We start from the raw sequence: 12,871 nt of genomic DNA, 5'->3' as shown, positions 1-12,871 counted from the left end.
TTCACTATCGAAGAAAAAGAGGAAATGTCATATTCCAAAGTCCAGTACGATTAACCTTCTTATATGATTCAATATTCTATATACAATTGTCATATATTCTATCCGCTTCCATTAACCGTAAAAAGAAAAAAAGATTGAATTCTAATCTTTTTGTGATACCATATGTTATGAGCCTGTAAATAAACATCATAATTTTCAGATAAATATATTTTCAAAAAAAAAATTACGTTAGACTATAAAGGGTGGGGTATTAATGGACTCACAAGTGATTTATGCCATTTTGGCATCTTTCATCACTGTACTCGTCGTTACTCCTTTAGTTATTAAATTAGCTTTTAAAATAGGAGCGACAGATAAGCCAAACGCACGTAAAGTGCACCAAAAGATTATGCCACGTCTTGGCGGTTTAGCAATCTTTATCGGTGTAGCTGTAGGATTTGTTGTCGGCGGCTTATATGAGCAAAGAATGTTATCGATAACGCTAGGTGCGATTATCATTGTAATCATCGGAATTTTAGATGATATGTACGAGTTATCTGCGAGAGTAAAATTCGGTGGACAACTGTTAGTTGCCATTATGATTGTAAAAAGTGGATTATTAGTGCAAGTATTATATATCCCATTCCTTGGGGATACTGAACTTGGATGGCTTGCTTATCCAATTACAGTATTTTGGCTTGTAGGTATTACGAATGCAATCAACTTAATTGACGGCTTAGATGGATTATCTGCTGGGATTTCGTCTATCGTACTTGCAACGCTAGCATATATGGCCTTCACTAGCCCATGGGGTACTGGAACAGCGATTATCTTGCCACTCGCATTAATTATATTAGCAAGTACAATTGGATTTTTATTCTACAACTTCCATCCAGCAAAAATTTTCATGGGAGATACAGGAGCACTATTTTTAGGATACTGTATTTCTGTTATATCGTTACTTGGATTATACAAAAGTGTAACGTTATTCAGTTTTATTGTTCCAATTATCATTTTAGGTGTACCTATATTTGATACGATATTTGCAATCATCCGTCGTATCGTAAATAAAAAACCTATTTCAGCACCAGATAAATCGCATTTACATCACCGCTTACTTGCAATGGGATTCTCTCATCGCAAAACGGTACTAATAATATACGCATTCGGTATTTTCTTTAGTGTAAATGCCATTATTTTCACTAGTGCAACGTTATGGTTATCCATTATTCTTCTTTTCGCTTTGATTTTCTTCACAGAAATCATTGCTGAAATAATCGGGCTTGTACATGAACGTTACAAACCACTTATTTCCTTTTATAAAAAAGTGAAAAAACGCGAAGACTAATTGTAGTATAGCCTTTACCATTATGAAATATTCAAATAGCACCCTCTTTCTTATAAGAGGATGCTATTTTTTTATTCATTATTTTACATTTCCAAAATATAGATTGTTTGAGAGTTCCTCTATTGGAGAAAGATATACATAATAAGAAACGTATCAAGTTTTCTTTTTACATCTTGATTGTCAAACTGAGGGTGAATGTTATGATCAAGCGAGTATTGCAATGTATTATTTTATTTTTAACCATTACTATGTACGCATCATCTAATACTGAAGCAACAACTGTTATTCCTGCTGAATATCATCCAAATACTGAAACGACCTCTCCTACACAAAAAATTGCGTACTTAACATTTGATGACGGGCCAAACAAATATACTACACAAATTTTAAACATCTTAAAAGAAAAGAACGGAAAAGCAACTTTCTTTGTTATTGGCGGAAAAGTGCCACATTACACAAAAACGATGCAAAGATTAATTAAAGAAGGACATTATATCGGTCTCCACAGCATGTCACATGATGTAAAACGCCTTTACACTGGTGACCCTTCCACTTTAATTGCAGAAATGGAGCAAACACAAAGCATTGTCCAGCAAGTTACGAAATTAAATACACATCTCGTTCGCGTTCCATATGGTAGTATGCCTTACTTAAAAAAGAATTACCGTGACGCACTTGTATCGGCCCAGTATAAAATGTGGGATTGGACAATCGATACATACGACTGGAAAAGCTATGACAATCCTTCTGCCATACTCGAAAGAGTACGTAATCAAAGTGATGAACAAGTAGAAGTCATTTTAATGCATGATTCGAGTGTAACCGTACAAATACTGCCAAAAGTAATTGATTATTTACAGTCACAAGGATACAAACTTCTTCCCTATAATCCTTCTTCTCATCTCAAGGTAAATTTTTGGAAAGACACAAGATTGTAACAGCTTTAGTGCCTATGTGCTAAAGCTGTTTTATTTTTCTCTTCCCACCCTTCCCATTTTTGTGTAAAATTTTAAATAGTGATGAAGTTTCGAGGTGAATAGAAATGAAACGAATAGATCTCATTTTTAACGCAATACAAGAAGGCAATTATACAGAAGGTGTAACCGCATCAGAACTAGCTACCCTGTTGCAACTAGATCGCGCCAATGTAAGTAGCGACTTAAACAAACTTGTAAAAGATAAACGTTTATTAAAAACAAATACGCGACCTGTTCGTTTTTACATAGAAACGAACACTTCGTTGGAAACGCATTCAAAAGAAGTAACTTCATTAGATACATTTGCAATTGAAAATACGAGCCTTAAAATCGCAATTGAAAAAGCGAAAGCTTCTATGCTCTATCCTCCAAACGGTATGCATACTTTACTACTGGGAGAAACAGGGGTCGGAAAGTCTATGTTTGCTTCTTTAATGCACGAATATGCAATTGAAGTTGAACAGCTTCCTAAAAATGCACCATTTATCGTCTTTAACTGTGCTGATTACGCAAATAATCCACAGCTACTACTCGGGCAATTATTTGGGATTAAAAAAGGAGCTTACACAGGAGCAAGTGATCAAAAAGGATTAATTGAAAAAGCACATGAAGGAATTCTTTTCTTAGATGAAGTACATCGCCTACCTCCAGAGGGACAAGAAATGCTTTTCACCTTTATTGACCGCGGAGTGTACCGCCGCCTTGGAGAAACAGAGAACGAACGTAAAGCACAAGTATTAATCATTACTGCAACAACAGAAGAACCAAATTCATTTTTATTAAAAACATTTACAAGACGTATACCGATGACTATCACGCTGCCACCACTTCGTGAGCGTACACATAAAGAGCGCTTTGCTTTACTACAGCTATTTTTCACAAATGAAGCAATTCGTCTGCGAAAAGACATTCACGTTAGCCCAAATGCAATGCGTGCTTTCGTCTTTTATAATTGTCCCAATAACATTGGTCAATTAAAAACAGATGTTCAAATTGCCTGTGCGAAAGCCTATTCTGATTTGGTCACAAAGAAACGTGATTCTGTCTATGTTTCAAGTACAGATTTACCTTGGTATATGAAAGAAGGGTTGTTCATTGAAAGGAAGAGCCGTCACTTATACCAAATACCAAATGAAACATTTGTATTTACAGGTGAGGAAGGTTGGAGTAATCATAAAACAGAAGATGAAAAACGCTCTTCTATTTACGATTATATTGACTATAAATACGAAGAACTTCAAGCCCGTGGTATTGAAGAGGAAGAATTAGAATTACTAATAGAAAATGATGTTCAAAGCTTTTTCGTACAATATTTTAACCAAATATCCAAAAAAACAAGCCATGAAAATGTTTTTAAAATTGTGGATCGTAATATCGTTTCCGTATGTGAAAAAATAGCGGAACTTGCTGAAAAGCATTTATCTAAGACGTTTGATGAAAAAGTATTTCTCGCTTTAAGTTTACATGTACAGACAACTCTACAACGTTTACAAAGCGGAAAACAAATACATCACCCACAATTAAATCAAATTCGTACGAAATATAAAGAAGCTTTTTCCGTAGCTATGCAATGCATTCAACTACTGGAGGAAGAATTACAAATAACAATGCCTATTGATGAAGCTGGCTTTTTAACAATGTTCTTCGTTGTTGATCCAATTCCTGCCTCACAAACAGAAGTAAAAGTATTAATATTAGCACACGGTAATGGCATCGCAACTGAAATGGCAAACGTTGCAAACGAACTTCTCGGCATTGAGGAAGTAACCGGTATTGATATGCCGTTACACGAATCACCGAAAGATTTCTTGGAACGTGTGAAAGTGTATATGAAAACACTACAAAATGTAAATGGGCTTCTCTTACTTGTTGATATGGGGTCACTTGCTTATATCGGTGACATATTAGAAACGGAGTTCAAAATTCCTGTACGTGTTCTCTCGATGACGAGCACACCACATGCACTAGAAGCAGCTCGAAAAGCTCAGCTCGGTTATTCATTAGATGCGCTGTATGAAACAGTAAAAAATTTAACACCATTTTACTTAAACGTACAAGAAGAAAAGAAAAAACCTCTCTCTCCAATGAAATCTGTTATTTTAACAGCTTGTTTAACTGGTGAAGGAAGTGCTTTAGCTATTCAAAAAATGTTAGAGAACTATTTACGATTTGATAAAGACTTAATTGAAATTATTCCGATTAGTATCGTCCATGAAAAAGATTTAACGAAAATGATCGAGAACATAAAAAAAGAGCGTAACATCATTTGTATCGTCACGAATTTCGATGTGCAAGTGCCTTGCTTAACATATCATTTCCAAGACATCGTAAACTACACAGCGATTCAGCCCATTCAAGAATTAATTACGTATGAAGAAACATATGCAAAAATGGCGGATATTCTTGAACAACAAATGCAGCGTAACGATGGGGCATTACTTATCAAAACAATTCGTTACGCATTAAATACAATTCAAGAATTAATTTCCTTACAGCTAACTCCTGATAGCTTAATGGGTGTTATTCTGCATATGAGCTGTATGGTTGACCGTCTTCAAAAAGGAGAAAGCCTTCTTCCTCACCCTGATAAAGAGAAAAGAAGACAAGATGAATACTGGATGTATATGAAAGTAAAAAAAGCATTGCAACCAATTGAAAATACATTTGAAATACAAATACCTGATGACGAAGTATTTTACGTTATGGACTTCTTTATTAAAAATCAGCCTGCGAAAAATTAATCGAGGCAGTTTTTAAAAATATCGACCGTAACGCGAGTTATATCAGCAATTTTCAAAATATATCGCTTTACCGACAATAATCACTAAAACTAGCACCTTATATTAAGAAGAAAAGGCTGTTCCAACATATGGACAGCCTTTTCCTCTATTTCTTTACTTTTCTAACTCGCCCTCTTATTTCTCCTCTTTTTTGTGATTTCGTATGAACATTAACATATACATTTGCTTGAATAATTTCTTGAAGTAAATGTACAAATGATTTCCCTTGTAAAGGTCCCTCAAAATCCTCCACATTCACTACACCAGTAATGCTTCCCTCGTTCAAGCTAATCCCTTGCTCTAGTGGACCATACAAATATAAAACAACAGGACCAATTTGAGTAGACTTCCCTAAATGAATTTGACACGATGTAACCTTTTCTATATTTTTTAGTATTACTCTGTAATGCAATTTCGTTAAATCATCACTAAAAATAAACTCTGCTACCCCAAAAGCTTCTGTATTTACAGGAGGCACTTCCCTCTTACCTGTTAACCTGGCAAAGAAATGTGTTGTCATAAGGCATTCTCCTTATATAAATTTCCCAGCACTACTTCTACTACTTTATGGTTTAGACATAATCATTTATGACTTTTTCAATTTTAATTACAAAGAAAAGATTCACAAAATCTTTACATTGTAATTGTTCCTGTAGATTGAAAGTCTCTTGTATAATGCACATAGAAAAACATTATAGGAGGTTCCATTGAAAACTAACAAATACACTTTTCATACATTATTAGAGATTTTTCTCGTCTCATTTAAATTAGGACTTACTTCATTCGGCGGTCCTATCGCTCATCTCGGCTATTTCCACCACGAATACGTGCAAAAAAGAAAATGGATGGATGAACGAAGCTATGGAGATTTAGTAGCACTATGTCAATTCCTTCCCGGTCCTGCCAGCAGTCAAGTCGGTATGGGGGTTGGATTATTAAGGGGCGGGCTATTAGGAGCTATTATTTCATGGATTGGATTCACTTTACCGTCTGTGCTTGTTTTGGTTTTCTTCGCCTCATTCCTTAATCAGTTCGATCTTGGAAGTGCTGGCTGGATTCATGGACTAAAACTTGTAGCAGTCGCTATTGTCGCTCATGCCATATGGGGAATGGCGCGGAAGTTAACTCCAGATCGAAATCGTGCAACGATTGCGATTGTAACTGCCGCAATCGCCTTATTATGGCCAAGTAGTTGGACACAAGTCACCCTCATCATAATATGTGGCTTTATCGGCTGGTTTTTATATCGCAACCAACCAATTAGCCAATCTCAAAATATAAAAGTACCTATTTCAAAAAAGATAGCAGTTTCTTGTCTCGTCTTATTCTTTGGACTATTACTACTGCTACCAATATTAAGACCGTTCTCTTATTACATCGCTTTATTTGATAGTTTCTATCGCTCTGGCGCACTTGTATTTGGAGGAGGACATGTCGTGCTGCCTCTTCTTGAAGGTGAGTTCGTACAAAACGGAATGATGACGAAAGAACAGTTCCTAGCTGGATACGGATTAACACAAGCAGTACCAGGACCACTGTTTACATTCGCCTCTTATATAGGAGCAGTGTTAAACGGGACGCTTGGGGCATTACTCGCAACAATTGCAATTTTCTTCCCTGCTTTCTTACTCGTTATTGGTGTTTTACCATTTTGGAACAGCGTGAGAAAAATATCATTCATACAAGGCGCACTACTTGGAGTCAATGCAGCTGTTGTCGGTATTTTACTAGCAGCTTTTTATGATCCTATTTGGACAAGCACAATTATGAACGCTGTAGATTTTGTTTTTGCATCTCTTCTATTTTGCTTGCTCGCTTTTTGGAAAACACCACCTTGGGTTATCGTTATACTCGGGGCATTTGGCGGATATGCTCTATCCATTTTATAAATAAAAAACGACGGCATGATGTAGCCGTCGTTTTTCTATTAAAACTTCACAAGCTCTATTCCTTCTGGTAATTCGCTCTCTGTTAAAATACGCAATTCCTTCACACGATCCATTACGTAAGAAGAACGCTTCACAAGCTCTGGATCAATATAAGCTGGATGAACCATAATTTCTACCGTTTGTTCACCTTGTACTCTTTCTTTTAACTTCACAAAGTAATCTTCCGTCACACCATCCGCATAAAAGTCACTGTAAAACACATCAGAAAACGGGCGCACCGCTCTATCTTCCTCACAACGACGAATCGGAACATTATATGTAGCCGCTAATCTCTCAAGAACATCATGTAAAATCGGTAAACCATGCACATGATGATGACTATCTAAATGAGTTGGTGTTAATCCGTAAGATAGGAATTTCTCAATTTGAGCAGTCCACTCTCTCTCAACTTCTTCTGGATTTATATTTCCTTCCCTTACGACACCTTGTTTATGAAACAATCCATCGCTACTTACAAGTGATGGTACGTCTCCAAGAAGTGGTTCTCCTGCCGTTAATACAAGATGTACTCCTACTCCTAGCGTTTCATACTCTTTGGCTAAGCGTACCGCATGCTCTGTTCCTGGCATATTCATCATCATCGTCGTTGAATTTACAAGTCCGTTTATATGCCCATCAATAATGCCGTAATTTGTACCTTCTGTAAGACCGAAATCATCTGCGTTTACAATTAACTTAATCATCGTAATACCTCCTAATAAAGTGAAACTTTAATCAGTGGGGGGTTTTCTCCCCCCCACTGATTATTAGTTGAACCAATCGGACTTTTATGGGCAGTTGATCCCCCACCTAATTTCTTTGTTTTCGCTGAATTTTGAGGTAGTGGTCTTACTGCCCATTAAAGTGGGATAGAATAAAAAAAGCGGGCTAAATAGCGCCGCTTTTACTTCTCTACCTTTTTAAAGAACTGTGGAAGATACTCTTTATGTGCTTCCAACATTTCATCTAAAATTTGTTTTGCAACTTTATCTGATGGTACAAGTGGATTGATTGTCATAGCAAGCAGCGCCTTATGATAATCCCCTGTAACAGCAGCTTCAATTGTTGTGCGCTCAAATGATTTAATTTGTTGTACTAAGCCGCGAACTGGTACTGGAAGATCTCCGACCGCAATTGGTTTTGGACCTTCTTTCGTAATAATACAGTTCACTTCAACAGCAGAATCATCTGGTAAGCTTGCAATTGTTCCGTTGTTTCGTGTATTAACAGGCTGGATATCACCTTTATTGTTGTAAATAGACGTAATTAAGCTACATGCTGCGTCACTATAATAAGCGCCGCCACGTTTTTCTAATTGTGGTGGTTTAATATCTAAATTCGGGTCTTTATATAACTCAAATAAATCATTTTCTAATTGTTTTACTACTTCTGCACGTGTACCTTTTTCAACAGAAGCTTCTTTTTCTTCTTCTAACATTTCACGTGTTTTGTAGTAATAACGATGATATGGACATGGAATTGCACGAAGGCCGCGAATAAAGTCTGGTTCCCAGTTAAGCGCTGCGATATTTTCCATCGTAATTTGCTTTTCCGGATCTGTTACAAGCTCTAACACACGATCCATTACACTTACGCCATCTAAGTATACATCTAGTCCGTATACCATATGATTTAAACCTGCAAAATCAACGTGGACACGACTTGCATCTACTTCAAGTAATCTTGCAAGACCCATGCGGATTCCGATTGGAACGTTACATAGACCAACTACTCTTTGAATATTTGTATAACGAAGGACAGCTTCTGTTACCATACCAGCTGGGTTCGCAAAGTTAATTAGCCATGCATTCGGACAAAGCTCCTCCATATCTTTACAAATATCTAAAATAACAGGAATCGTTCTCAGTGCTTTGAATAAACCACCAGGACCATTCGTTTCCTGACCGATTACATCATATTTTAATGGGATTGCTTCATCTTTTGCACGTGCTTCTAATAAACCAACGCGAAGTTGTGTTGTTACGAAGTCTGCATCTTTTAATGCCTCACGGCGATCAAGTGTTAAATGTACCTCGATTGGTAAACCAGATTTTTTCACCATACGTTTCGCTAAGTTACCAACGATTTCTAACTTTTCTTTTCCTGCCTCAATATCTACTAACCAAATTTCACGAACAGGAAGCTCATCATAACGTTTAATAAATCCTTCAATTAACTCTGGTGTATAACTAGATCCACCGCCGATTGTAGCAATTTTAATTCCAGTCATGCTTTATTCCCCTTTCGCTTCAAGCTTTTTATAAAGATCGATAAACTCTGCTGCTAATTCTTTCACTGTAATCGCATTCATTAAATGATCTTGTGCGTGAATTAAAAGAACACTAACCTCTGTTTTTTCTCCTCTTGCTTCTGATTGTATGAGCTCTGTTTGGAAATGATGCGCTTCATTAATCGCTTCTTTCGCCTTTACCATCGCTTCATCTGCTTCTACCATTTTCCCCTGTTTGGCAAATTGAAGTGCCTCCATCGCAAAGCTTCGTGCGTTACCACTATTTAAAATCAATTGGAATGGAATTTGTTCTGCTGTAGTCATCATAATTACCGCCCTCTCTATAAGGTTCAACCGATTTAAATACCCCTTCAGTTTGAACATGTCTATTAAAGTATGAATTTATTAATGATAGTTTAGTGTTCATATAGATGTTTTTCATCTTTTTGAACATGACATAAAGGTAATTGTTCTCACAGGTATCGTTGTCTATGAGAACAATTACCATGTTACATAGGTACAGAGTTGTTATTTTCTTGTGCTGCTTTCTCAGTACGGATAACTGAACGATCGCATGCGACAACGAATGGGAAGTAAATCGCCATTGCAACAACAAAGTTGAATAATTGTAAAATCGCACCAGAAGGATGTAAACCTGTTACAAGATACCCACTAATAATTGGTGGAACGTTCCATGGAACCATCGCTACTGTTTTTGGTACCCATCCTAAGTAAATTGCTGTATAAGATGTAATAACTAACACAACAGGTGTTAATACGAACGGGATGAATAAAATTGGATTTAATACGATTGGTGTACCAAAGATTACTGGTTCGTTAATGTTAAATGCACCAGGTCCAATTGATAGACGAGATACACCGCGTAATTGTGCACTTTTCGCTACAATTAATACAACTACTAAAAACGCTAATGTTGCACCAGAACCACCAAGATATACGAAAGTATCAAAGAATGGTTTTGTAATAATGTTTGGAACATCAAATGCAGATGTACCATCTTGGAATAACTTAATATTTTTCTCTAATGCTGGTAAATAAAGTGGCTCAATAATACCACCAACAATATTTGGACCATGTAAACCGAAGAACCAAAGTACATGTACTAATAACGCAATAAAGATTGCACTTGGTAACGTACCCGCTAAACCTTGTAATGGAACTTGTAATGTATTAAAGATATACTCATGAACACTTGTACCTGCTAGTTTTACTGCTAATTGAATACTTGCAATACCTGTTAAAATCACAAATGCTGGAACTAAAGCAGCGAAAGATTTCATTACTGCTGGTGGTACACCGTCAGGCATTTTAATTGTAATGTTTCTTTGAACAAAGAAGCGGAATATCTCCGTTACGAGTATGGAGACAATAAGTGAAACGAACAAACCCTGTGCGCCTGTCCAAAGCATATTTATTCCAGCTTCTTTTGGTGTTGTTGGTGTAAGAATAATTAATGCACCAAACGAAATAATACCTGCTGACAATCCATCAACACCGTAAGATTTTGCTAAGTTATAACTTATGGTAACCGCCACCATCAGAGCTAATACCCCGAAGGACCCTGTCCACATACCAGCACCAATTTGTGTCCAAGTTTCACCGAATAAATCTTTCATAAAATTTTGGAATGCTGGAATTGGTAAACCATTAACTAGTACTGCCATCGAACCAACTAAAATAAGTGGCATAACTGCAATAAATCCATCTCGGATCGCAGCTAAGTGACGTTGCGATCCGATTTTACCAGCAATCGGAACCATGTACTTCTCCATAAATGCAATAAACTTTTGCATTTTACTTCCCCCCTAATTATTTTTTAAGTGTTAATGCGTGATCTAAAACTGCTTCTCCATTCATCATGCCGTAGTGCATTGGATTGATAACGTCGATTCCAACGTTTCTCTCGTCAGCAAGCGTTTTCATTGAAGAAAGCATGTAACGAACTTGTGGTCCTAGTAATAATACATCTGCTTGATCGATATTTGTTTTTACTGCATCCCCAGATACAGCCCAAATCTTTCCTTCTAGACCGCGAGCTTTTGCAGCCGCTTCCATTTTTGTAACTAGTAAACTTGTAGACATCCCTGCTGAGCAACATAATAAAATATTCATTTGAAAATCCCCCTTGTGTAGTATAAAAAATTTATGTTTTATTTATTTTTCTTTACGCTATTTATTAATGCAATTAGCGTGCCAACTTTTTAAAACCACTAAAATCAGCACTTTTTCGACTGTTTTCTTTGTGTGTTAACGCTTTCAATTAGTGTGTTACTCAAAAAACACACAGTGTGTTATAAAACAACACGCTTTTAACACATAACTGTATGAAAATAGATTAGTGTTTAGTTGTCTAGTTATGCTTAACATAAAAAAACACTAAAAAAATCTTTCATCGTAGAATCTAGTAAAAAAACAACATGCTCTTGAACACACTCTTCTATCTATTGTCCAAGCAAATTCTACTAGATTACATAGAATAGAGTAAAATAACACAATTCGAAAGGAGATTCCTATGCCAAAACATAGAAAACAAAGCAAAATAAAGATTTATAGAATAAAAAGCTATGAAAAAGACAAGCGTTCTGAAGTAGACTCTGACAAATTTGAACTAGAACAGCAGGACAAGCACGATACACAAGACAAACAAGATGAACAGGATAAACAAGTACAATCAGAAAATGTAATTATAGTACCCACAGATTCACACAACTTAGATGTGTGGGATGAAATTTCTCTAAAGGAAATACAAGCTGGTGAACATACAAATTTATTTAAAGAAAAGAGTAATTATCAAAATATTAACTTAGTTCAAGTAAACGATATTCGCTTATACTTGGACAAGCAACTACAATTCAGCTCCGTCGATGAGCAAATTTATCATGAAGCACTTGTACATCCAATTATGTCAAAAGTAATTGATCCAAAACGTGTTCTCATATTAGGCGGTGGCGATGGTCTTGCCCTGCGAGAAGTTTTAAAATATGAAACTGTACTACATGTAGACCTTGTTGACTTAGATGGATCGATGATTGATATGGCTCGTAATGTTCCAGAATTAGTTTCTTTAAACAAAAGTGCATTTTTTGATAATCGTGTAAATACACACGTATGCGATGCAAAAGAGTTTTTAAGCTCTCCTTCCTCTTTATACGATGTAATCATTATTGATTTCCCAGACCCAGCGACAGAGTTGTTAAGTACTTTATATACAAGCGAACTTTTTGCTCGTATAGCTACATTCTTAACAGAAGATGGCGCATTCGTCTGCCAATCTAATTCACCTGCTGATGCACCTCTAGTATACTGGAGCATCGGTAATACAATTGAACATGCTGGACTAACTGTGAAAAGTTATCATACAATCGTTCCTTCTTTTGGAACTGACTGGGGATTTCATATCGCTGCTAATTCTGCCTATGTACTAGATCAAATTGAACAATTATATGTAGTACCAACTCCTCGAACCTTGCCTGCTCTTCTTTTCCCTTTATTTCAATTTAAAGAAGAACATCTAGAACAACGCAACCTCGCTCTTTTAAATTCAGAATCGAACCTTATCCTACATCAATGCTACAAACAGGAAATGAAGTTTTGACGATATTATAGTA

General features: G+C 36.3%; 11 protein-coding genes. 5 read left to right on the top strand and 6 right to left on the bottom strand.

The features are described from left to right. The first annotated feature begins 253 nt into the window (after positions 1–253). From N2V92_RS08965 to N2V92_RS08955, 3 genes are all read left to right on the top strand, one after another. Positions 254–1,327: a glycosyltransferase family 4 protein gene (locus N2V92_RS08965; RefSeq protein ID WP_000378320.1), complete on the top strand. Its 1,074-nt coding sequence runs from the start codon at positions 254–256 to the stop codon at positions 1,325–1,327. 200 nt (positions 1,328–1,527) lie between these two features. Next, positions 1,528–2,265 carry a polysaccharide deacetylase family protein gene (locus tag N2V92_RS08960; RefSeq protein ID WP_000597185.1) on the top strand — a complete coding sequence of 246 codons (738 nt, stop codon included), beginning with the start codon at positions 1,528–1,530 and terminating at the stop codon, positions 2,263–2,265. Positions 2,266–2,369: 104 nt separating this feature from the next. After that, positions 2,370–5,045: a PRD domain-containing protein gene (locus N2V92_RS08955; protein ID WP_042596699.1), complete on the top strand. Its 2,676-nt coding sequence runs from the start codon at positions 2,370–2,372 to the stop codon at positions 5,043–5,045. Positions 5,046–5,190: 145 nt separating this feature from the next. Here N2V92_RS08955 and exsM read toward each other — a convergent pair whose 3' ends face one another. After that, positions 5,191–5,604 (bottom strand): exosporium regulatory protein ExsM, encoded by a 414-nt coding sequence (gene exsM, locus N2V92_RS08950; protein ID WP_000207046.1) that lies wholly within the window; start codon positions 5,602–5,604, stop codon positions 5,191–5,193. 187 nt (positions 5,605–5,791) lie between these two features. Between exsM and N2V92_RS08945 the strand changes: the two genes are divergently transcribed. Continuing rightward, complete coding sequence (locus tag N2V92_RS08945) at positions 5,792–6,973, top strand: chromate transporter (protein WP_042596700.1); 1,182 nt, start codon at positions 5,792–5,794, stop codon at positions 6,971–6,973. 38 nt (positions 6,974–7,011) lie between these two features. On the opposite strand, the gene chbG is transcribed toward N2V92_RS08945, so the two are convergent. The 5 genes from chbG to N2V92_RS08920 all read right to left on the bottom strand — a co-directional run bounded on the left by chbG (position 7,012) and on the right by N2V92_RS08920 (position 11,375). After that, complete coding sequence (gene chbG, locus N2V92_RS08940) at positions 7,012–7,716, bottom strand: chitin disaccharide deacetylase (RefSeq protein ID WP_000593462.1); 705 nt, start codon at positions 7,714–7,716, stop codon at positions 7,012–7,014. A 200-nt stretch (positions 7,717–7,916) separates the two neighbouring features. Beyond that, positions 7,917–9,242, bottom strand: coding sequence for a 6-phospho-beta-glucosidase (gene celF / locus N2V92_RS08935; RefSeq protein ID WP_042596701.1), 1,326 nt, complete (start codon positions 9,240–9,242; stop codon positions 7,917–7,919). Positions 9,243–9,245: 3 nt separating this feature from the next. Beyond that, positions 9,246–9,569, bottom strand: a complete 324-nt coding sequence (locus N2V92_RS08930; protein ID WP_000989059.1) for a PTS lactose/cellobiose transporter subunit IIA — start codon at positions 9,567–9,569, stop codon at positions 9,246–9,248. A gap of 182 nt (positions 9,570–9,751) precedes the next feature. Beyond that, positions 9,752–11,056: a PTS cellobiose transporter subunit IIC gene (celB, locus tag N2V92_RS08925; protein ID WP_001168857.1), complete on the bottom strand. Its 1,305-nt coding sequence runs from the start codon at positions 11,054–11,056 to the stop codon at positions 9,752–9,754. Between the two features lie 16 nt (positions 11,057–11,072). Then, positions 11,073–11,375: a PTS sugar transporter subunit IIB gene (locus tag N2V92_RS08920; protein WP_001023569.1), complete on the bottom strand. Its 303-nt coding sequence runs from the start codon at positions 11,373–11,375 to the stop codon at positions 11,073–11,075. A gap of 400 nt (positions 11,376–11,775) precedes the next feature. Here N2V92_RS08920 and N2V92_RS08915 point away from each other — a divergent pair, with 400 nt between their 5' ends. Next, positions 11,776–12,858, top strand: a complete 1,083-nt coding sequence (locus N2V92_RS08915; RefSeq protein WP_170264808.1) for a polyamine aminopropyltransferase — start codon at positions 11,776–11,778, stop codon at positions 12,856–12,858. Positions 12,859–12,871 lie beyond the last annotated feature (13 nt).

This window comes from Bacillus sp. CH_48 (genome assembly GCF_038008465.1).
GTDB classification, from domain to species: domain Bacteria; phylum Bacillota; class Bacilli; order Bacillales; family Bacillaceae_G; genus Bacillus_A; species Bacillus_A thuringiensis_S.
Note: the sequence above shows the minus strand (reverse complement) of the source record. Positions and strands in the feature narration are given on the sequence as shown.

Bases quoted from the DNA above. Each gene is read 5' to 3' on its own strand.
- N2V92_RS08915 (WP_170264808.1), top strand. From the start codon at position 11,776: ATGCCAAAACATAGAAAACAAAGCAAAATAAAGATTTATAGAATAAAA.
- exsM (WP_000207046.1), bottom strand. From the start codon at position 5,604: ATGACAACACATTTCTTTGCCAGGTTAACAGGTAAGAGGGAAGTGCCT.
- N2V92_RS08965 (WP_000378320.1), top strand. From the start codon at position 254: ATGGACTCACAAGTGATTTATGCCATTTTGGCATCTTTCATCACTGTA.
- celF (WP_042596701.1), bottom strand. From the start codon at position 9,242: ATGACTGGAATTAAAATTGCTACAATCGGCGGTGGATCTAGTTATACA.
- N2V92_RS08960 (WP_000597185.1), top strand. From the start codon at position 1,528: ATGATCAAGCGAGTATTGCAATGTATTATTTTATTTTTAACCATTACT.
- chbG (WP_000593462.1), bottom strand. From the start codon at position 7,716: ATGATTAAGTTAATTGTAAACGCAGATGATTTCGGTCTTACAGAAGGT.
- celB (WP_001168857.1), bottom strand. From the start codon at position 11,056: ATGCAAAAGTTTATTGCATTTATGGAGAAGTACATGGTTCCGATTGCT.
- N2V92_RS08955 (WP_042596699.1), top strand. From the start codon at position 2,370: ATGAAACGAATAGATCTCATTTTTAACGCAATACAAGAAGGCAATTAT.
- N2V92_RS08920 (WP_001023569.1), bottom strand. From the start codon at position 11,375: ATGAATATTTTATTATGTTGCTCAGCAGGGATGTCTACAAGTTTACTA.
- N2V92_RS08930 (WP_000989059.1), bottom strand. From the start codon at position 9,569: ATGATGACTACAGCAGAACAAATTCCATTCCAATTGATTTTAAATAGT.